A 21,533-nucleotide genomic window follows, 5' to 3' on the forward strand; every position below is an offset into this window, starting at 1 on the left:
CGCCACCAAATTTGTTTATTAAATTTCATTATTAACGCCAATATGGCGGGAACGGGCAGCCAGCTGCTCAAATTCAGACGGCGGCATGCCATAGTGTTTTTTAAAGCATTTACTGAAATAATTCGGATCATTATAGCCCACTTTACCGGCGATTTCAGACAGTCTCACATTTCCTCCAGCAAGCAGTTCCTTGGCCTGCTTCATACGAGTATAGGTAATGAAATCAAGTACAGAGATTCCACCTTCTTTTCGAAAAACCTTCCGTAAATAGCTGGTATCTACATACACGCCATTCGCCACCTGGTCAACTGTCAGCTCACAATCGGAATAATGCTCCCGGATGTACTCTTTGGCGGCAATGAATAAATTGTACGACTTAGAGGGGCGGTGCTCACGACCTTGATCAATGACTTTACTGTACAAGCCTTTTATCCAGCTTTCAGTCTCATCCCAGTTATCCATCTCCCGTAGCCGCTGCTCTGATGAACCTGCTGGTTTCCAGAAACTTTCCGGATTGATCCCTCTTTCTCCAGCATAGGCAAGGCAAAGGGATACTATACTCATTAAAAGAGTAAAGGAATAGCTGCCTCCCCCTCTCTGGCGTCGTAGAATCTCAATTAATTTGCTTATGTCCTTCGCCGCTGCATCGCCATCCCCCATCTTTAACGCCATCAGCATGGCATCCTGAATTCCAAGATGAGTGATTTCTTTGGATGGAAAGGAGAACTCCTCTATCCCTTCAGAGGAATTCTGCTCGTCCATTTGGAGTGGAAAGAGCTTACTAGAAGCCGTCCCTTCTGCAATTATTTCCGGCTTACCAGCTTTGCGTGCACCTATTTTATGTGACTGAAGGCGCTGCTTCACCTTGATCATCATCTCGTTAAACTCTTGCTGGTTAAACGGTTTCAATAAATAATCTTGTACACCTAAGCGAATCGCTTTTTGCGCATAATCAAATTCATTGTGCCCTGTTACAAAAACAATCAGCATATCAGGAGCATTGGCCTGTAACCGGGTAACCAGCTCCATACCGTCCATATAGGGCATGCTAATGTCCACTAAAGCCAAATCAGGTTTCGTCCGTTCCGCTTCTTCCAGCGCTTCTCTGCCATTTGACGCTTCACCACAGACACTGAAATCATATTTACTCCAATCCAGCTTGGTCCGCATATAATAACGAAACAGCGGCTCGTCATCTACAACCATCACTTTATACATCTATGCTGCCCCCCTGCACTTCCGTTCCGGGAATCGTCATTTTCATAACAGTACCCTTTCCCAGTCTACTCTCCACCGATAGGCCATATGGTTCTCCAAAATACAGCTTAATCCGTTCATGAACGCTGTAAATGCCAATGGATGCCGGTTTTCCTTCTCGTGAGCGGTATTCTACAATCCGGGACACCTGCTCCTCGGACATGCCAACACCGTTATCCTCCACGGTAATGATAACTTCTCTTCCGTGTGTATAAGCCTCTATTGAGATAAGCCCCTGACTACCCTTTGTTTTTAATCCATGGTAGATTGCATTCTCTATGAGTGGCTGTAGGGACAATTTGGGTACCTTAACTCCTTCGAGAGATTTCGGGATATTAATCTCGTAACGTAATACGTCGGGGTTGCGAACCTGCATAATAGCCAAATAATCAGCTGCATTTGATACTTCCTCGGACAGTGGAATAACCTCGTTTCCTTTGCTAAGAACAACCCGATAGAAGTCTGCCAGTGCCTTGGTCGTATCCCGAGCTGCTTCATTAAGCTCCAAATCGTTGAGTACATAAATCGTATCCAGTGTGTTGTACAGAAAATGTGGTTTAATCTGGGCATGAATCAGAGCTAGTTCATATTCACGTTTCCGGCCTTGTTCGTTCGTAATCGTCCGCATCAGCTCCTGGATACGACCAACCATGGAATTGAATACGGTGGAGATCAACCCCGTCTCATCCTCTGTAGTCACTGGTGAGGTGACATTCAGATCGCCTTCCCTTACTTTACGCATCGCCTTCGTCACCTGAAGAAGCGGATTTACGATAATCTGTGACAGCTTTCCTGCAAGCAGCAGAGACAGTAACAGGCATCCAATTCCCACGAATATAGTTAACGTTATATTGCGATGAATATCAGCGGTTAACTTTTGCAGCGAAATGGTATTCACAAGCTTCCAATTCAGCTTATCATAATACGTCACTGTGACCAGCTCTCGCCCGCTCCCCCTGCCGATAATTTCCGAGACAGAGCTTCCCGTCTTCCTAAGACTGCCGTTCAGTCTGTCCTCAGGCTTCAGTAGAAGCTTTGATTTATCAGGTGTAGACACGGTCCTTTGCGTTCCGTCTACTATAAAATATTTCTTATCCGAAGAGGTTTCTCTAGCGGTTTCCAGAAAAGCAGAGAGAGCATCTTCTTTTACGTTCACAAATAATGTACCTATTAGGTTGCCCGTTTTAAGATTGTACACGACTTTACTTAGTGTGAGCACCGGAACTGCCGGATCACTAACCAGATAATCTCTCTGCTCCATGGGAAGCCAACGGTTAACTCCGTAGCTGCCTTTTTCTTTAGCCTTCTCCAGCATATCGCTGGTGAATACCTTCTGCTCGTTAGGATTACCGTAGGCGTAAGAGGAATAAATCTGGCCTTCCGTATCCACAAACACAGCAGAATCAACATCCGGAAAAATAATCAGATCGATAGAAAGCTGGCTCTGCATTAAATTGCGAAACCGCGTCTGCTCCACTGTCGAGGATAACAACGGACGTTCAGCATACATCCGATGGATGTCGGTAGTTATAATGTTGGCACTACTCTCCGTATTTTTTACAATCGTATCTATTTGCTGCATGATGAGCTTGGATTCATCTTTAAAATTGTACTTAGCCTTTTCGATCATCGAACGGCTGAACATCTGTCCTGAGAGCAAGCCTAAAGCAAGCAATGGAAAAATGATCAAAGGTATAAAAATAAGGATAATTTTATTACGAATCTGCAATCTTCCAAACCACTTCACTAAGGAATCCCCCCGCATAACAGCCGCCTCCTGTGTGTTCTAGCGGTAATTCATTATGTGCTTCATATCCGTAAATCTCAAGGAGAAAGTATAAATACATATACAACTAGGGCGAGTGTCAGCAGGATAAAAACATTCTCTACAGCTCCACCTTTTTTCGTGCCTGTACTCATTAGCTTTAGACGCAGCTTAAATGGAATGGGCGGCAGGGGCGTAATTCCCCTCTGGGTGAGAGAGTCGGCTAATAGATGAAGCGCATAAGACATGCCGCCTGCTATCCATAGACTGCCACCATCCTGTATCCCCGATGAAGCAAAATACAATAAAGTGCTCCAGCCTGCAACAGCATATAAGGTATGAGTCAATCCACGATGCGGGACAAGTGATGTAACTACGAGTATACAAGCTACTATGTAGTTCCAAGGGTCATATGCCCCTCCGTATGCAAATACCGCAGTAGCGATTAGTACCATCACCAGATGCCGCAGCTTTCTTCCCGGCAGGAAAGTCACACTCCCCACAAGTAGGGCCAGTACAATATTCCAAGGGCTTTCAACGATTCCTGCAAAATAAAGATAAATCGCTGCTCCTATCAAAGCAACCTGTAGTACCCTGAGCAGAAAGTCAGGAATCGCCTTGCGTACCAGTAACGAATTCGGTTCATCAATGTCTGGCAGGAGCGAGCTTAATGCGGCGACGGCAATAACCGGGATTGTAATCTCATGGGCCATCAAACTCATAACAGATAGGGTAACCCCGGTGCTGATAATTAAATGGGATCTGCCCATCATAGTGAAACCGCTCCTTTCTAAGATGCAAAAACAAGAACAAATGTGCGGTTATCGAAGTATATCAAGACCCGGTTTTTTTGTCTACATAAAACGCTGAAATCGCTTAGTATATAAGCCTTTACGCGATTTCTATCTTGTCCTCCCCATGAATATACGATACAATTTGGACAACTTGACCTTGTCGTCTACATAGAGACGGCAGCTGCTGAAGAAAGGATGACCTAAGTAGTGAAGCGTTCCCGTATAGCCGATTTTAGCCTGCTATTGGTGGCGATGATGTGGGGATGTACCTTTCTGATTGTACAAAATGCTGTCAAGGTGTTGCCACCGCTCGCGTTTAATAGTATCCGCTTTATGGGCGCTGCCCTGTTGCTGGCTCTAATCACAGTTATTTTTTACCGCAAGGATTGGAAACAGCTTAGTTTCCGCATGGTACGCGATTCTCTGCTGCTTGGCCTTTTTTTGTTTATGGGCTATGGCTTTCAGACGATGGGACTTCTATATACAACAACCTCTAATACCGGCTTTATTACCGGGCTATCGGTTGTCCTAGTTCCCTTTCTGTCTCTTGCCCTATTGAAGCATGCGATTTCACGATACACTTGGTTCAGTGCGGCACTCGCCGCAATCGGGCTTTATCTGTTGACCTTCACGGGCTCTGCATTATCCTTGAATAAAGGCGATGCCTTGATTCTTCTGTGTGCCATAGCTTTTGCGTTACAGGTAGCCTATACTGGCGTTTATGCACCTCATTATCCGGCGTTGCCGCTAGCTACTCTGCAGCTTGCTTTCGTTGGGCTGTTCAGTATTGCTGCCTCGCTTATTTTTGAAGGGGCAACACCGCTCGCCCACAGCGGGGAGCTGATTAAGGACCCAGATGTGCTTTGGGCTCTGCTGATCTCCATCGGGCCAACCAGCGCTTTTGCCTTCTGGATTCAAACCGCCTGTCAGAAATATACTACCCCATCACGGGTAGCCATTATTTATGCCACAGAACCGGTATTTGCCGTTCTGACGGGCTTAGCCTTTGGCGGGGAAACACTCGGGTTGTCCGCTCTGCTCGGTTGTGGTTGTATTCTGGGGGCTATGCTTATGGCAGAGCTGAGCCCGGAACCGGGTCAGAATCAACATAAGAAGAGTTATTTTTCCAAATTACATCTATTTAGAAAGAGATAAGGAGAGAGACAAATGTACAAATTGATCGCGATTGATATTGATGATACTCTGATTAATGACGACAAGGAAGTAACACCTGCTACCCAAACTGCGCTTGAAGAGGCTGTTGCCGCAGGTGTTGTTGTAACCCTTGCTACAGGCCGTGCTTACGCTTCCGCTCAAGCCATTGCCCGTCAAACTGGACTAAACGTACCTATCATTACTTACCAGGGTGCACTCGTTAAGAACTTGCTCGATGAAAAAGTACTGTATGAGCGTTACGTCCCGCAAGATGCAGTCCGCAAGCTGTTCACTTACTGCGTGGAGCATAATCTGCATCTGCAAACTTACATTGACGACAAGCTATATGCCCGTGAAGACAACCAAAAGATCAAAGACTATACGGACTTGAATAAAACGCAATATTTTATTGAGCCTGACTGGGAAAAGCTTGTTCCGCAAAAAACACCAAAAATGCTAATTATCGATGATCCTGATTTCTTGGATGAGCTGGCTCCAATCCTGCATGAATTGCTTGGCGATTCCGTGCATATTACCAAATCCAAACCACACTTCCTGGAAATCATGCATCATGAAGGAACCAAGGGCATTGCACTTGAATTCCTAGCCAAACATTACGGCTGTGAGCTTTCCGAGACCATCGCTGTAGGTGATTCTTGGAACGACCATGAGATGCTGGAAGCTGCCGGACTTGGCGTCGCTATGGAGAATGCTATTCCTGCTCTGAAAGAAATTGCTGATTTCGTGACCTTAAGCAACAATGACGATGGCGTGAAATATGCGATTGATAAATTCATTCTTAATAAAGTGAACTAAACTTCCTTAAGCAAAAGGGTGCAGCAACGCCATATTTCATGACGTTGCTGCACCCTTTTTTATTCCAAAACTCAAACTCCTGTAGAAGCTAATTCCACTTTCTCGGGTCCCATTTCACTCTCTTCTTCCTGCTCTAGCTGAGAATAGTACAAATCATTATATCTTCCTTCAGCAGCAAGCAGTACATCATGCGTTCCACTCTCCACAATTTCACCATTCTCCATCACGAGAATGATATCAGCGTTCTGAATCGTAGATAAACGGTGCGCGATAACGAGTGTAGTTTTGTCCCCCATTAGTTTACGAATGGCCTGCTGTACCAGTTTTTCTGATTCATTGTCAAGTGCAGCAGTAGCTTCATCCAACAGTAGAATAGGAGCGTTTCTCAGAATTGCTCTTGCAATGGAAAGCCGCTGACGTTGTCCCCCGGACAGTCGTGAGCCTTCCTCACCAATATCAGTATCCAGTCCCTCAGGCAATTCCATTACAAAATCATAGGCATTCGCTTTTCGCAAAGCTTCCAGAATTTCTTGCTCATCCGCCTCTGGATTTCCATTCCGGATATTATCACGAATGCTTCCTGTATAAAGACCTGCCTCTTGCGGCACATAGGAAAAATAACTTCTAAGCTTAGCCAGACTCATCTCGTTGATCCGCTGCCCATTGATTATTACTTCGCCCTCATCGGGTTCATACAATCCCAGCAATAGTTTGAAAAGCGTAGATTTACCTCCACCACTCGGTCCCACAACCGCCATCTGTGTTCCTTTTTGAAGCTCTAAGCTGATCTTGTTTATACTTTGTCTCTCTGCTCCCGGATACGAGAATGAGATCGACGACATAACCATACTCTCAAATTCTGGTTGCTTAGTCTTCACTTCTGGAAGGGTCTCAACCTCCACCGGGCTATCCAACACCTCAAAGATCCGTCCCGCCGCCCCAAGTGATTGCTGCATCGAATTGATCAGTCCCGGCAATGACGAGAACGGCATCACTAAATAATTCATGAGCTGGATGAAAGCAATCATCGCACCGACCTCAAGTGATCCTTTTGCCACAAAATAACCAGCCACGACCAGCGCCAGAAGAAACGTAAAGTTTCCCAAAAAAGAGGAGAATGAGCCAGTAGCTCCCTCAATTCTTCCCCGCTTCAATTCTTCAGAAGTAATATTCTCACTATGCTCCTGATACTGCTTCATTAGTCTGCGTTCAATGCTAAAGGATTTAAACACCATACTACTGCCTAGAATGTCATGTAAAAAGGAAGTAATCTTGCTCATATTAGTCTGAATCTTCACACTGTTCTCACGAATCGCTGAACCAAAGATTTTTCCCGTAAGGAACATCAAAGGCCCCATTGCAAAACAGATCAATGCCAGTAGCCAGTTAATATAGAGCAAATAACCAAATGCCGCGAGGGCTAGTAAAGGGTTACGGATTAGATCAATCATTACCTCGCCTGTAGCATTACCAACAGATTGATTATCATTAGTAAAGCGGGACAATAAATCCCCGGAATGATTACGGTCAAAATAAGACTGAGGAAGAGCTAAGGCATGCCGCATCATATCCAACCGCAGCTCATTTCTGATCTTAGCTGCGATTTTATTTTTGAGATATCGATCGATGAAACCATTAATTGCACTCACTAATAAGTAGATTAATCCGAAAATAACCAGCCCTTTAAAAGCTTTCACATCGAGTCTAACCGCAGCATCCGTAATTACTGAGAGCAGCCAAGCAATCGTTAAATCCAGAACAATCCCAAATAAAGTCGTAAATAATAAAATCGTATATAAGAGCTTGTGCCTTAACATATATGTACTTAATCTTGAAAATACGCCTTTCTGCTTCAAAGAACCAGCCCTCTCACTTAAAATTCTATACCTCTAACCTTAGCGAACACCTTACTGTCATGCCGTTCCCCGTCATACCCAAGACTCGCACTGCGCAGGATCCCTTCCAGGGTAAAACCCGCACGTTCGGCTACCGCGGCACTTTTGGTATTTCGTGCACTACAAAAGATTTCGAGACGATTCGCCCCTAATTCCCGTATGGCAAAATTGGTGATTCCATTTACGGCTTCTGTCATATATCCTTTGCCTTCACAGGCGCTCCGGATCCAATAACCAATCTCAAAATTGCGGAGTTCCCAGTTTAGATGATGCAGGCTAATGCAGCCGATAAAACCCTCCGTATCCCTTCTAAAAATACGCATATGTAGCTTATCCCTTTTTAGAAACTCCAGTCTGCCTTCTCTAGTAACTTTCTCTGATTCTTCTAATGTGGGTATTACTTGAGCAAAAGCCATCCAAGGTCTCAAATCATCTATACTTTCACGGATAGCCTTATTCATGCTAACTCCATCTCCCCATAAAGGGGCACGAATGAGCAGCCTCTCTGTTTCAAAACTCTCGGGAAAATCAAGCAGGATTGGATCCTTGGAGTCAGCCACTTCATACTCCTCCTTTGGCGATGATAATAATTCTAAATATGTAAAAATAATACGATATGCTTTTTGATTATATAGTATAAATGGGGATCTGAATACTGAATGCAATAGAAATCACAAAAGGAACATCAACAGGCTGAAGTTGCCCGAATGATGTCCCTTTTTGATTTAGTGAATATCTCAACTAAAGCGGACCACTCCATTTATTGGCTTGAAGAGTTCATTAAACATATTCAACAAGGCGGAATATAACAGGTTAAATAGGATCAAGAAAACTCCCTTCCAGCAAAAGGGAGTTTTCTTTTTATCTAAATTTCAGCTGATCTCCGAAGATCCTAAGGGTATTCTCATCCCCGTCTCGGCCAGCGTAACATTTTCCGGTAAAATATATGATTTTCTCATATCCACATCATGCGACATATGGGTATAGATTGCCTTTTGAGGCTTCACAGTTTGCAGCAGCTCCGCTGCTTCCGTCATATCGTATACAGAACGAGTCGATAACTCCGCTGCTTCGTAATAGAAGCTTGTACCTAATACCAGCAAGTCAGCTCCATGCATCAGGCGTGTCTCTTCAGCTCCAAGAGAAATGGAATCTGGACAATACACCCATACATAGCCCTCCTTCTCCAGACGAAAAGCATACGAGTATCCATTCTTGCCATGGTTCACTTTCCAGGTATCAATTGTCCAGCCGTCTAGCTCTATGCCTTCATCACAAGGAATCATCTCGATCTGATTGCGCAGCCATGGATATTGCCGCTCTATTATCGGGATCACTTCTGCTGGGGCATAGAGCTGGCCCTTATATCCCATCCAGCGACAAGAATCCGCCCATTCCGGCAGCCCACCAATATGATCAAAATGAGCGTGTGTCACCAGCAGTCTGCGCATATTCCGTACTCCCTGCGCCTCCATCTGACGCCGCCAGTCAGGCCCACAATCGATCACTAAAAAGTCACTGCCATTATCTATAAGTACAGAAGAGCGCAGGCGAATATTTTTACCCTGTTCCCTTGCCTCTGTACAGGTCTCACAACTGCAATATACCCGAGGAACCCCCATGGCATCCCCTGTACCCAAAAACACCAACGTATCCATCTGCTATCTCTCCTTCAGGTTCTCTTCAACGAAGTAATAAATCTAAATTACCCTCTCTCTATCTTAAAGAGACCCACCAAAAAAAGCCATCCCCACCACAGATGAACTGCTGGGATGACTCTTTTGTTATACCTCTACCTTATATTCCGGCAAGTACCTGATACCAAATTCCACGCTTGGAATAAAGTGAGCTTCGCACCTCATCCCAGCCTCCTAAATAGTTAATATCAAAGAGGCCCGCCGGATCAGGGTAATCGCTTTTGTGCTCAGCATAGACTTGTTTATCCACGGGACGAAAGCCATATTTTGCAAAGATCTCTTGTGCCTGTGGAGTTATCAAAAAATCAACCAGTGCTTCTGATGCTATGCGTGTCCCATGCTCATCCGCATATTTCTCTACAACAGCCGCCGGATTCTCAATCAGAATTGTATTTTTAGGAATAATGACTTCGTATTTGACTCCCTGAGCAATCCGAGCCAGCAGTTCATTCTCATAGGTGACAATTACATCCCCCACTCCATACTCGAAGGCTGCCATAGAAGCGCGGCCACTCTTATCCAGAGACTCTACATTGGCATGGATGCTTTCCAAAAAAGCTTTGGCTGCTGCTGGATCCTTTGCCCCCTTCTGCTCCTCTGACAGCTTCAGACCAGCCCCATAGATCGCGTTGATATCCCATTGCGCACCACCAGAGGTCTTCGGGTTTGGATATAACACTTTAATCCCTTGCTTGGCTAAGTCCGCAAAATCGCGAATGCCTTTGGGATTTCCTTCGCGGGTACCAAGAGCTACTACTGAACGTGTTACCATGCCTTGTTCACCCTGCTCTTTCCATGTTGGCGCTACGAGTCCAGCCTTAACTAGCTTCTCGACATCACCTTCCATGGCTAGCAGCGTCACATCCGCTTCAAATCCACCTACAATCGCTCTCGCCTGTGTCCCTGAAGCCTCATAAGACTCCTGAAAATTAATATCCTGACCCGTATCTGCCTTCCACTTGGCAGCAAATAACGGCAAAATATCCTGCATCGCATCCTTAGCCACACTGTATGCGCCAATTACCAGCGTAACATCCCCTTGCTTCGAAGGCTCTGCCATCGTCGTAGCTGCCTTCTCATTCCCGCAACCGACTACTGTCAGCGTGAGTATGGTCAGCATTAGGGCAGCAAAACATCCGTGCAGTTGTCTGCTCCTTTTGATATTCATTGCGGCCCACATCCTTCGAGGTAATGATTTTTAATATTTCCTTGAAAGTAGCTCTATGGCTGAAACTTAAAATTCAAGTATCCAACGTTCGGTATTTGCCGTAATTACGCGGAATGTTTGGACTTTCGGCCGCTGTTGTTCCCAGATTTATTAATTTTATATCCTCAGCGGATTAAATCCGGAAACAAAGGCGGTCGCTCCGCTCCTACAGTTCCAAACTTCCACTTCATTACTTCTGGCCTTCACATCAGTTCCTCTAATCCTAGCGAATCACATTCGCTACTATCAAAAAAAATTGAAAATCATTTTATTTATTTTTAAATAAAAATCGGCATTGGATCTTCTTTCAGGTTGTTCTCCTGGATCCAGCTGCGCTCATCATTAAACAGATAAGCCCGATGTACCAGTACTGAGATTTCCTGACCCGGCTGCAAGGTTTCTTTCTCCAACGAACGGTAGGTGACCAGCTTGTGGCCATTTACTTCAACCTCAACGAGCCATTCGCTGCCGCGGAAATGCAGATGTTTCACAACACCTTTTTCCGTGGCAGAAGCCATCTTGAACTCATGCAGGTTACCCACTTCAATATATTCAGGACGAATCAGCGCTTTGGTAGGTTTTCCGTCCCCCGCACCTGTAAAGCCTTTAACCTCAGAAGCGTTCTCAATCAGCGTAGATTCGCCGATAAATGTTGCCACGAACGGTGTTTTGGGTTCCTTGTAAATATCCCACGGGGTACCCTTTTGTTCCAAACGTCCTTGATTAATGATCATAATTTCATCCGCTACTTCAATCGCTTCATCTTGGTCATGGGTTACAAAAATAGAGGTGATACCTACACGCTCAATCAGTTCACGCAGCCAAGCGCGCAGCTCCTGGCGGATCTTCGCATCAATAGCGGCAAAAGGTTCATCTAAAAGCAGCAGCTGTGGTTCAGGCGCAAGCGCACGTGCAAAAGCCACACGCTGACGTTGTCCCCCTGATAGCTGATGCGGATAACGTTTCTCGAACCCTTTTAACCCTGTAAGCTCCACAAGTTCCATAACACGATCGCGGATAGCTGTTTTGTTTGCCTTTTTAACCTTTAAGCCAAAAGCGATATTATCAAATACAGTCATATGTTTGAAGAGTGCATAGTTCTGGAAAACGAAGCCGATCCCACGTTCTTGAGGAGGAAGATTGTTCACCGTCTGACCATGAAAAATAATCTCTCCGGTATCCGGTGACTCCAGTCCCGCCAGCATACGTAGAATTGAGGTTTTCCCGCCTCCACTTGGGCCGAGCAATCCAATCAGGTGACCTTTTGTAATGGTGAAATTGACGTCCTTGACCGCATGAAAATCTCCAAAATGCTTGTTTAACCCCCGCACTTCTACATGCATATTACTGCACTTCCTTTCTTCTCTTGGTCCATTCCATCAACAGCAGCAGACCTGCGGAAAATGCAGCCAGAACTAGCGCTATTCCTCCAGCAGCCGTCACATTAAAATTCTCAACATCCTGATAGACTAAAGTTGTCGCCGTCTGGGTTTTGTTCATAATATTCCCCGAAACCACAAGCACCGCGCCGAACTCTCCAAGTGAACGTGCCACCGTAAGAATGACACCATACACAACCGCCCAACGAATCGAAGGCCAAGTTACCTTCCAAAAAATAGTCCAGCTACGAGCGCCCAATGTCGAAGCCGCTTCCTCCTGCTGTGAACCAATCTCCTGAAGCACCGGCATCACCTCGCGCACCATTAAAGGAAAGGTAACAAATAAAGTGGCAATGATCATCCCGGGAATCGCATAAACGATCTTTAGTCCAATCCCCTCAAAAATCGCTCCCAAGGTACTATCGGGACCCAGCAACAGGACAATCATCAATCCTCCGATTACAGGGGATACCGCGTAAGGCAAATCCACAATACTGTTCAATAATCCTTTTAGACGCTTGCCGATCCAGTTCGCCCGAACAAGATACAGAGCCATCATAATACCGAACAATGTATTTAATAACGTAACTACTATCACAACAAGCCCAGTCATCATGAGCGCATGCAGCGCTTCGGGCCTAGTCAGAGCATTCCAGAAACCACCAAATCCTTCACTAAAAGCACCGATAGCCATTTTTCCTAATGGAGCAGCAATGAGCAGAAAAAACACTAAATAAGTAAGAGCAATCCATAATTTCCTCATGAGCGTCTCCCCCGCATCTGCAGCATATTAATCAGCCAAAGAATGAGAAAGGATAAGGTCAAGAGAATAACAGAAACCGCAGCGGCGGAGACCGGATTATCACTTTCAACTTCACCAAAAATAAAAACAGAAGATACAAGTGTACGGCCCGGAATATTACCTGCGACGAGTACCACTGCACCAAATTCCGCAAGTGCTCTTGAAAATGAGAGCATCCCACCACTGATCATCCCAGGCGCCATTGATGGAAGAATAACTTGCCAGAATACCCTTGCCCCCTTGGCACCCATTGTATATGCTGCTTCCTCTTCGGATGGATCCAACTCCTCCAGCAAGGGCTGAACCGCTCGAATCACGAATGGAAACGTCACGAACACCATAGCAATTACGATAGCCGGTTGATGAAAAACAATTTCAAATCCAAGTGCCTCAGCTGCTTTGCCGATAAGGCTCCCTGGTCCAAGCAGCAGTAGAATCATCAAACCTCCGACAGCTGTTGGCAGTGCAAAAGGTAAATCGACCAGACTGTTTAGCAGCGCTTTACCAGCAAATTGATAACGAATAAGGACCCAAGCAATCATAGTTCCTAACAAAACATTAATTAAAGTGGCGAAAATCGCCAGCTTTAAGGTTAGCAGCACCGACTTCCAAGCAATTGGATCGCTGACGCTTTCCACAAAATTGCCAAAACCAAGAGAAAAAGAGTTGTAATAGACCCCGAGTATGGGCAACACGATCAATACTACAAAATAGAGCAAAATTGTAGTTCGGAAACCCCAAGTCCAGCCTTTGTGTCTAAGCAGCGAATTCAATGATTTTTGCCCTCCCACCTCCGGATAACCGGTCGGTATACTAACCAAAATCCTCATTAATTATTCCTATTTATATACTTGGTTTTATATTATTACTACTTTACCAAATCCTTCTCACCGCCGTCAATTACTTTCAAGTGAATTTGGGTTAAAATATATGTATCAAAGGTACACTAAAAAATGGCACCTCACAGGAAGGGGATTGATTATGTTGCATACTCTGGAGATCACTACTACAAAGCGGGATGAATTACGTGATATTACTCGGGAAGTCATTTCTTATGTGAAAAAAAGTGGAGTTCAAGACGGATTGATTGTAGTTTATTGTCCTCATACCACTGCTGGTATTGCTATTAATGAAAATGCAGATCCTGATGTGAAGCATGATGTTCTGATGCGTTTGGATGAGGTCTACCCTTGGGAGCATCCGAAGTATCGGCATGAGGAAGGCAATACTGCCTCTCATCTTAAATCTATTACTACCGGGCCTTCCCAGACCCTGATCATCCACGAAGGTGAATTAATTCTCGGTCGTTGGCAAGGTATTTATTTCTGTGAGTTCGATGGACCTAGACGCCGGCAATGTTTCTTAAAAATAGTAGAGGGATAATAAACATACAAATGGCCGCTTCCGTTATCGCTGCGGAGCGGCCATTTAGACTATAACTAGAGTCTAGTAATACTTTCATCAAGCAGAGAAGCAGTGTTATACCAATGCACAGCTTTAAAGTGAAGATCTATAAAAAAAACAGCATTTTAAAGGCTGCGACATAAAACCTTTATATGAGCTAACGCTGCCTCTTTCACATCGTCAAACGATACTTTATCCTGGATATAATAAGAAATAAATCCGTGTGCAGACAAGAACATTGTCAACGGCACATTCTGCCAGTCCTCAGACACATATCCCTCTTCCTTCATATGACGGCGCACAATACTTGAGAATAAATCAAAACATCGTCCCTGTTCTGCTCTACAATAAGCTAGCAATTCCTCATCGCGAATCATGAACATAATTTCATATTGATAGGGATGATCTATTCCAAATCTAATAAATTCCATAATCAGCTGTTCTACCCTTGTCATTCCTTCTTCAGGCGGTTTATTCATCACTTGACTGAGTAAAGCAGCCACATGATTAAAATCCTCTACAACAATAGCGTAGAACAACTCCGCCTTTTCCTTGAAATGATAATAGAGAGAGCCGTGGCTATATCCCAAATGCTGACCAATACTTCGCATTGAAATTGCCCGATACCCTTTGGTTATAAACAGATGCCTAGCGGCCTCTAGAATCCTTTCCCTCGACAACTCCTGCTCCACTGCTCTCCTTGCCATATACTAATCCCCTTCGCTGTAGTAAATCCGCCGCCCTTCTGTTATCAGGGCTTGCCCTTGGGTTAGATCTGTTATCCATGCCATAAAAGTCTCACCCTCATCATTTCGCGGCAAACATAACAACGTTACTTTGTCGGTGAACAAAGTCTCGCCAGTCTGAATCCCTCTTCCTCGAAGTTCGTTCTCAACCTTGCCCAGCCAAGTGTACTCGATCTCTACGAATACCTCTCGTCTCAGTACACGGGTGATTACTTCTCCTGCTTCAAGCGCAAGCACTGCTCCATCCGTATAAGCTCTAATCAGCCCACCGGCACCCAGCATAATGCCTCCGAAATAACGGGTAACTACGATTGCGACATTTTTAACTCCCTGATTGCGGATTACTTCCAAAATCGGTTTGCCGGCTGTCCCACTCGGCTCCCCGTCGTCCGATTGCCTCTGGATTTCGTCTCTCTCCCCAATCACATAAGCAGAACAGTTATGCGTTGCGTTCCAATGTTTCTTCTTGATGTCCTCGATAAACAACAAAGCTTCTTCTTCATTCTCCACTGGCATAACATGACCAATGAAGCGAGATTTACGGATCACAACTTCCTTTGAGCCGGAAGAGCGGACCGTTTGATATTGTTCTAACATAATTATTCCAGTCCTTATTTACATATGATGTCTTCATATAATGTCAGGAGCAGTCCCGGTATTGGATTACCTATGGACTGCTCCTGGTGACTTACATTAGTATGAATGTTCTGTGATTAATAGCTATTGTAAAACCTACTACAATACTATTCAGTAAGTCTTGCTTCCAGCTCTGCTTTTTCTTTTTCGTAACCTGGTTTGCCAAGCAATGCGAACATGTTTTTCTTGTATGCTTCTACGCCTGGTTGGTCAAATGGGTTAACACCGAGCAAGTATCCGCTGATACCGCAGGCTTTTTCAAAGAAGTACACCAAATATCCAAAGGTGTATGGTGTTTGATCAGGAATAGTAACGATAAGGTTAGGTACTTGACCATCTGTATGTGCAAGCATTGTACCTTGGAAAGCTTTCTTATTCACGAAATCCATAGTCTTTCCTGTTAAGAAGTTCAAGCCGTCCAGATCATCCGGATCATTCTCAATCGTAACATGATGAGCTACTTGATCTACTTGGATAACCGTTTCAAAAATGTTGCGGTTACCTTCTTGGATAAATTGACCCATGGAGTGTAGATCTGTGGAGAAATCAACGGAAGAAGGATAAATTCCTTTGAAGTCCTTACCTTCACTTTCGCCAAACAATTGTTTCCACCACTCAGATACAAAGTGTAAGGAAGGCTCATAGTTGACGAGGATTTCAGTTGTTTTACCTTTACGGTATAGAGCGTTACGAACTGCAGCATATTGATAAGCTTGGTTAGTAGCTACATCTGGATTGTTGAACTCATCCGCAGCGGCAGCAGCACCTTGCATCATTTCTTCAATGTTAATGCCAGCTACAGCAATCGGCAGCAAGCCTACAGGTGTCAATACGGAGTAACGTCCGCCTACATCATCTGGAATGATGAAGGATTCATAACCTTCTTCAGTTGCCAATTTCTTAAGGGCACCTTTTTCCTTGTCTGTAGTAGCGTAAATGCGTTTACGAGCTTCTTCCTTGCCGTATTTCTTCTCCAGAGCAGCGCGGAAAATGCGGAAAGCAATCGCTGGCTCAGTAGTAGTTCCAGATTTGGAGATTACGTTCACGGAGAAGTCTTTACCTTCTACTAGATCAAGCAAATGCGTGATGTATGTAGAGCTAATGTTATTACCAGCGAAATAAACTTCTGGAGTTTTGCGTTTATCTTTAGAAAGGTTATTGTAGAAAGAATGCGATAGCGCCTCAATAGCTGCGCGTGCTCCCAGATAAGAACCTCCGATACCAATTACAATCAGTACCTCGGAATCGCTTTGGATCTTCTTAGCAGCTTGTTGAATGCGAGCGAATTCTTCCTTATCATAAGCTGTCGGCAGATCGATCCATCCAAGGTAGTCAGAGCCTACACCAGTTTTGTTATGCAACTGTTCGTGTGCTAGCTTAACTGGGGCGGCAAGGTTGTCGATTTCTTGTTGGTTAAAAAACGAAAGAGCTTTTGTGTAGTCAAAATTAATCTTCTTAGACATCGGTAATGGTAACCTCCTGTTTTATCTCTTTAAATTTAAAACCGCTTGTTACAACTTTATAATTAGGATACTTTAATTTGCCTTGACTGGCAAGGTCTTAGGGCACATAGAGGGCATTAGAACCAAGTTTTCCAAAGTTCCTTGGAAGCGTTTCCTGTATCAAAAGACATAGGTGTGCTGTGGTGCTGGACAAAGTGCCGTGATAGAATAAAGAAAACGGAAGGTGGCTATATAAATGAAACAAATCGGTTTTATCGGACTCGGAACAATGGGTGCGCCTATGGCCTCCAATTTGCTACGTGGCGGCTTTCAGGTTACGGTATACAACCGAACGGCAGCCAAGTGTAAACCTCTTGAAGCAGAAGGTGCCCAGACTGCTCTCACGCCCCGCGAAGCGGCTGAGGGTAAGGATGTTATTATTACCATGATCAGCAATGATGATTCGGTTCGTGAAGTGTTTTATGGTCAAGATGGTATTCTTGATGCTGTGAAGCCTGGTGGACTAATTATTGATTCCAGCACAATTTCACCCGGACTAGTTCGTGAGATTGCCGCTGCTGTAGAAGCGCGCGGTGGACATTTCCTAGACGCGCCAGTAACTGGAAGCAAACCAGCAGCGATTGAAGGAACCTTAGTGTTCATGGTCGGCGGTAGTGCTGAGGTCATAGAACAACATCGTGATATCTTTGAAACTTTGGGTAAGAAGCTGCTACATATGGGTGAGAACGGCAGCGGCGCTGTGGCCAAGCTGGCTCACAATGCTATGGTAGGTATTCATAATGTTGCCCTAGCCGAAGGATTCGCCATTGCTGTTAAATCAGGCGTACCAGCAGACAAGTTCCTGGAACTGGTACAACTTGGTTCTGCGGGCAGCAAACAAGCTGAGCTTAAAGGCCGTAAAATCATAGAAGATGATTTCAGCAATCAATTCTCCCTGGCTCTAATGCTTAAGGATTTGAAGCTCGCCTCTGCCCACAGCGATGCAACAGGCGTTCCTTCTCCTATGCTGGGCTTGGCTAAAAGCATGTTCCAAGCTGGATTCACCCAAGGTTATGGTGAAGAAGATCTTTCTGCCGTAGTGAAATGTTACGAAGAGTGGATCGGCCAAAAGATGGGTGCAAATGTATCCAATAAATAAATCCAAGAGCTCAAAACCTACTTCATAAGAACATTTACGACCGCCTCGCACATGATATTGCGATGCGGTCTTTTCTTTATGGACAATCCCATTGTCAAACCAAATATACGAACGTTTGTTTGTGTATTTATAATACTAAATTAACAGTTGTAGTGCAAGAAAATATTGGTTGCTGTGGAGTTACTCAGAACGTTGTGGTGGTGTTGGTGGGATAGTTACTAAGAAGGTCGCGAAGTACTGGTTTGTCGCAAAAGTTACTGTATTAGTGATGAAACGGTGGATTGGTGCTGGTGGAGTTACTGATGAGTTGCTAAATAGTCGCTTAAAAGTTACTGAGGGAGTGCTGAAATGTTGGGTAAGTGCTGGAGAAGTTACTGGATGAGTTGTTAGATAATTTCAGAAAAGTTACTGAAGGAGCGCTGAATTGTTGGATAGATACTGGAGAAATTGTTGGATAGTCACTGGGTGAGCTGCTGTTTAGTAGCAAATTGGTACCAAGTTGATTGCTTGATGACTACGGTATATCCCGTATTTTCTAGAACCTCTCCCTCGCTCGCTCCAAACCTCAAGCTCCTTTAACTAAGTAACCTCTGCGGTACACAGCTATCTCTATCGGACTCAGCTGACCTTATTCGCAGTATAATCTCACATTTGGCATGCTATCGGACTCCATAGTCGCTATTGGCATGAAAAGCGCCAATTATGAGGCTATTTCCATGGAATAGTTGCACTGGTGTCCGAAAACCTGCTCAAAAGACTATAATTTTGCTAATAGCATCAGCTGGGTCCTTAAGCGGTAGAATTGGTGGTGACCGGGTCCTTAGCGGTAGGATTGGTGTTGACCCGGTACTACATTGGTGTTGATCTAGTGTTAACGCCATCTGGGTCCGTACGCAGTGGGTTGGCGCTAACCAGGTGCCCAAGTTGGTGATGACACAGCGCCATCGGACTCAGCTGACCTTATTTGCAGCATAATCTCATATTTCCGCATGCTATCGGACTCCATAGTCGCTATTGGCATAAAAAGCGCCAATTATGAGCCTGTTTCTATGAAATAGCTGCACTGGTGAAGCTAGAATAAAAAGTGGACAGTAGTTAACAGACTGGCGATAATGAGTCCACGGAGGTGTGTTCACATGGGAGAACATCGACAACGGTATAACGAAGAATTTAAAAAACAGACAGTGCAGTTCATTCAAGAGCAAACAAAGACAGTGGGCGACTTGGCGGAAGAGCTCAACATCCCAAAAAGTACCCTGCATCAATGGATGAGCCAGTATCGAGAATTAAAGAATGAACCGGCAGCTAGCGTGGATCGAGTACGAGAACTCGAGGCACAGTTGAAAGAAATGAGCCGTCAACTTCAAGAAAAAGATAACAAGATTGCCGATGTGGAAGAGGAATTAGCGATCGTAAAAAAAGCAGTGCACATCTTCAGCAAACCAAGGAACTGAGATTCCAGTTTATTGAAAAACATCGCTCCGAGTTTCTCTTGGAGAAGATGTGCATGACCCTACATGTGTCACGGAGCGGGTACTACAAGTGGCGGACAGAAAAAACCAGTACGCATATGCTTCGTAAGGCTGCGATAATGAAGCGAATTCAGTATCATTTTGCAGACCATCAAAAGCGGTATGGGAGTCCGAAGATCACCCGCCTGTTACATCAAGAAGGTTATACCGTTACCGAACGCACGGTGAGTGTGTATATGCGACATATGAAGCTTCGCTCCATTGTCTCCAAAACGTATCGCGTACAGACCACTGACTCCAATCATGACCATCCAATTGCCCCGAATACGCTGAACCAGCAATTTAAAATACTCAAACCCAATTCAGTATGGGTTACCGACATTACGTACATTCCTTGCCGGGGAGGGCGCTTGTACCTGGCAAGTGTGATGGACCTTTGCACGCGCGAAATCGTGGGGTGGCGCTTGGAGAACCATATGGAAACTAGCTTGATTTCGGGCGCTTTACAAGATGCTTACGAAGCTAAACAACCGGAAAAAGGTCTATTACATCACTCCGATAGAGGTTCTCAATATACTTCTCATGAATACACGAAGCAGTTGAAAGCGTATGGCATGGAGTCCAGCATGAGCCGCAGAGGTAACTGTTATGATAACGCCTGTATCGAGTCGTGGCACAGCATTTTGAAAAAGGAGCTCATTTATTGTAATCCGCGATTCAAAACTAAGGAGCAAGCCTACCAGACACTTTTTCAATATATTGAGTTTTACTATAACCGCAAGCGAATGCATGGCGCGCTGGGGTATCTTTCTCCAGTTCGTTTTGCTGAGCAATTGACTAGAATGTCTGTTGCGTGACTGTCCACTTTCTTGACAGAGGTCCATGGTGTCCGAAAACCTGCTTAAAAGGCTATAAATTTGCTAATAGCGTCATCTGGGTCCGTACGCGGTAGGATTAGTGGTGACCGGGTGCTACAGCAGTAGGATTGGTGGTGACCAGGTGCTACAGCGGTAGGATTGGTGGTGATCCGGTACTAAATTGGTGTTGCTCCAGCGCTAACGCCATCTGGGTCCGTACGCGGTGGGTTGGCGCTAACCAGGTGCCAAGTTGGTGATGACACAGCACCTTCGGACTCAGCTGACCTTATTCGCAGTATAATCCCACATTTGGCATGCTATCGGACTCCATAGTCGCTATTGGCATAAAAAGCGCCAATTATGAGCCTATTTCTATGAAATAGTTGCACTGGAGTCCGAAAACTTGCTCAAAAGGCTATAAATTTGCTAATAGCGTCCTCTGGGTCCGTACGCGGTGGGGATGGTTATGACTCAGTGCTAATTTGGTGATGATCCGATTCAGCCCTAACGTCATTTGAGTCCTTAAGCCTCAAAATAGAATGATGAATACATAATTGAACATCAAGCAATATCACCAACCAACAACACAAAAAGCAGCGATCCTCCAATAACAGGAGAACCGCTGCCTTGCTGACTTTTACGATTTTTAAATTGAATCCGGGTCGTCTCACTCATAGAAAAAAGCTACTTATAGGACAGCCCTTAGAAAAGTCTGTTTTTTATAGAACCGGGTAAGAACAGCAATAATCAGTTACTTCAAATACTTCCAACGCAAATTTAGAGTTGCCAGGAACATTGAACGTTGACGCTCCCTTAATCTCCTGCCATACCTCAGTGCCGGGAAGCAGCACTTTAAGATCGCCGGACAGAATCTCCATAATTTCAGGACCATCTGTACCAAATTCATACACACCCGGCAACATGATGCCCAGTGTCACCTTAGATCCATCTTGCAAAATTACCGTACGGCTGGTTACTTGTCCGCCATAATATACATTGGCTGCTTTTTCGATCGTTGCGTTGTTAAACTGACTCATTACTTGTTCTCCC

Annotated in this window: 21 protein-coding genes; 7 read left to right on the top strand and 14 right to left on the bottom strand. The window is 44.8% G+C overall.

Annotated elements, in window-relative coordinates:
- Nucleotides 1-18: 18 nt before the first annotated feature.
- The 3 genes from MKY14_RS21110 to MKY14_RS21120 are packed head-to-tail and all read right to left on the bottom strand — an operon-like array spanning nt 19 to nt 3,795.
- Complete coding sequence (locus MKY14_RS21110; RefSeq protein ID WP_076185759.1) at nt 19-1,218, bottom strand: response regulator transcription factor; 1,200 nt, start codon at nt 1,216-1,218, stop codon at nt 19-21.
- A complete protein-coding gene (locus MKY14_RS21115) occupies nt 1,211-3,022 on the bottom strand; it encodes a cache domain-containing sensor histidine kinase (protein WP_076185762.1) in 1,812 nt (603 codons plus the stop codon). Before MKY14_RS21115 ends, MKY14_RS21110 begins: the two co-directional genes overlap by 8 nt.
- A gap of 59 nt (nt 3,023-3,081) precedes the next feature.
- A complete protein-coding gene (locus MKY14_RS21120; RefSeq protein ID WP_076128159.1) occupies nt 3,082-3,795 on the bottom strand; it encodes a metal-dependent hydrolase in 714 nt (237 codons plus the stop codon).
- 228 nt (nt 3,796-4,023) lie between these two features.
- Here MKY14_RS21120 and MKY14_RS21125 point away from each other — a divergent pair, with 228 nt between their 5' ends.
- Complete coding sequence (locus tag MKY14_RS21125) at nt 4,024-4,971, top strand: DMT family transporter (RefSeq protein WP_052096830.1); 948 nt, start codon at nt 4,024-4,026, stop codon at nt 4,969-4,971.
- A gap of 12 nt (nt 4,972-4,983) precedes the next feature.
- Nucleotides 4,984-5,787, top strand: coding sequence for a Cof-type HAD-IIB family hydrolase (locus MKY14_RS21130; RefSeq protein WP_038569149.1), 804 nt, complete (start codon nt 4,984-4,986; stop codon nt 5,785-5,787).
- 71 nt (nt 5,788-5,858) lie between these two features.
- On the opposite strand, the gene MKY14_RS21135 is transcribed toward MKY14_RS21130, so the two are convergent.
- The 7 genes from MKY14_RS21135 to cysT form a co-directional block, all read right to left on the bottom strand.
- Entirely contained in the window at nt 5,859-7,643 is a 1,785-nt protein-coding gene (locus tag MKY14_RS21135; protein WP_340977226.1) for an ABC transporter ATP-binding protein, read from the bottom strand.
- A 17-nt stretch (nt 7,644-7,660) separates the two neighbouring features.
- Nucleotides 7,661-8,242 (bottom strand): GNAT family N-acetyltransferase, encoded by a 582-nt coding sequence (locus MKY14_RS21140; protein WP_340977227.1) that lies wholly within the window; start codon nt 8,240-8,242, stop codon nt 7,661-7,663.
- A 312-nt stretch (nt 8,243-8,554) separates the two neighbouring features.
- Nucleotides 8,555-9,340: an MBL fold metallo-hydrolase gene (locus tag MKY14_RS21145; RefSeq protein ID WP_076185771.1), complete on the bottom strand. Its 786-nt coding sequence runs from the start codon at nt 9,338-9,340 to the stop codon at nt 8,555-8,557.
- 139 nt (nt 9,341-9,479) lie between these two features.
- Nucleotides 9,480-10,547 (bottom strand): sulfate ABC transporter substrate-binding protein, encoded by a 1,068-nt coding sequence (locus tag MKY14_RS21150; RefSeq protein ID WP_340977229.1) that lies wholly within the window; start codon nt 10,545-10,547, stop codon nt 9,480-9,482.
- A gap of 317 nt (nt 10,548-10,864) precedes the next feature.
- A complete protein-coding gene (locus MKY14_RS21155) occupies nt 10,865-11,929 on the bottom strand; it encodes a sulfate/molybdate ABC transporter ATP-binding protein (protein ID WP_076104838.1) in 1,065 nt (354 codons plus the stop codon).
- A 1-nt stretch (nt 11,930) separates the two neighbouring features.
- Nucleotides 11,931-12,728 carry a sulfate ABC transporter permease subunit gene (locus tag MKY14_RS21160; RefSeq protein ID WP_076104839.1) on the bottom strand — a complete coding sequence of 266 codons (798 nt, stop codon included), beginning with the start codon at nt 12,726-12,728 and terminating at the stop codon, nt 11,931-11,933.
- Nucleotides 12,725-13,540, bottom strand: coding sequence for a sulfate ABC transporter permease subunit CysT (cysT, locus tag MKY14_RS21165; RefSeq protein ID WP_340977231.1), 816 nt, complete (start codon nt 13,538-13,540; stop codon nt 12,725-12,727). The genes MKY14_RS21160 and cysT overlap by 4 nt, the downstream gene beginning before the upstream one ends.
- A 208-nt stretch (nt 13,541-13,748) precedes the next feature.
- On the opposite strand from cysT, the gene MKY14_RS21170 reads away from it, so the two are divergent.
- The gene (locus MKY14_RS21170) at nt 13,749-14,150 is read left to right on the top strand and encodes a secondary thiamine-phosphate synthase enzyme YjbQ (protein ID WP_076128168.1); all 402 of its coding nucleotides are present in this window, start codon (nt 13,749-13,751) and stop codon (nt 14,148-14,150) included.
- Nucleotides 14,151-14,296: 146 nt separating this feature from the next.
- Here MKY14_RS21170 and MKY14_RS21175 read toward each other — a convergent pair whose 3' ends face one another.
- The 3 genes from MKY14_RS21175 to MKY14_RS21185 all read right to left on the bottom strand — a co-directional run bounded on the left by MKY14_RS21175 (nt 14,297) and on the right by MKY14_RS21185 (nt 17,016).
- Nucleotides 14,297-14,878 (bottom strand): TetR/AcrR family transcriptional regulator, encoded by a 582-nt coding sequence (locus MKY14_RS21175; RefSeq protein ID WP_036681739.1) that lies wholly within the window; start codon nt 14,876-14,878, stop codon nt 14,297-14,299.
- Nucleotides 14,879-14,881: 3 nt separating this feature from the next.
- Nucleotides 14,882-15,514 (bottom strand): YigZ family protein, encoded by a 633-nt coding sequence (locus MKY14_RS21180; RefSeq protein ID WP_076128170.1) that lies wholly within the window; start codon nt 15,512-15,514, stop codon nt 14,882-14,884.
- A gap of 146 nt (nt 15,515-15,660) precedes the next feature.
- Nucleotides 15,661-17,016, bottom strand: a complete 1,356-nt coding sequence (locus tag MKY14_RS21185; protein WP_036681734.1) for a glucose-6-phosphate isomerase — start codon at nt 17,014-17,016, stop codon at nt 15,661-15,663.
- 235 nt (nt 17,017-17,251) lie between these two features.
- Between MKY14_RS21185 and MKY14_RS21190 the strand changes: the two genes are divergently transcribed.
- The 4 genes from MKY14_RS21190 (at nt 17,252) to MKY14_RS21205 (ending at nt 20,483) form a co-directional block, all read left to right on the top strand.
- Nucleotides 17,252-18,154, top strand: a complete 903-nt coding sequence (locus tag MKY14_RS21190; protein WP_340977234.1) for an NAD(P)-dependent oxidoreductase — start codon at nt 17,252-17,254, stop codon at nt 18,152-18,154.
- A gap of 169 nt (nt 18,155-18,323) precedes the next feature.
- Nucleotides 18,324-18,536 carry a hypothetical protein gene (locus MKY14_RS21195; RefSeq protein ID WP_076308591.1) on the top strand — a complete coding sequence of 71 codons (213 nt, stop codon included), beginning with the start codon at nt 18,324-18,326 and terminating at the stop codon, nt 18,534-18,536.
- A 754-nt stretch (nt 18,537-19,290) separates the two neighbouring features.
- Nucleotides 19,291-19,608, top strand: a complete 318-nt coding sequence (locus tag MKY14_RS21200) for a transposase (protein WP_036683594.1) — start codon at nt 19,291-19,293, stop codon at nt 19,606-19,608.
- A gap of 11 nt (nt 19,609-19,619) precedes the next feature.
- Complete coding sequence (locus MKY14_RS21205) at nt 19,620-20,483, top strand: IS3 family transposase (protein ID WP_256715073.1); 864 nt, start codon at nt 19,620-19,622, stop codon at nt 20,481-20,483.
- A gap of 719 nt (nt 20,484-21,202) precedes the next feature.
- On the opposite strand, the gene ppnP is transcribed toward MKY14_RS21205, so the two are convergent.
- Nucleotides 21,203-21,520 (bottom strand): pyrimidine/purine nucleoside phosphorylase, encoded by a 318-nt coding sequence (gene ppnP, locus MKY14_RS21210; RefSeq protein WP_036681729.1) that lies wholly within the window; start codon nt 21,518-21,520, stop codon nt 21,203-21,205.
- Nucleotides 21,521-21,533 lie beyond the last annotated feature (13 nt).

It is taken from the genome of Paenibacillus sp. FSL R5-0887 (genome assembly GCF_038002305.1).
Lineage (GTDB): Bacteria > Bacillota > Bacilli > Paenibacillales > Paenibacillaceae > Paenibacillus_AQ > Paenibacillus_AQ odorifer.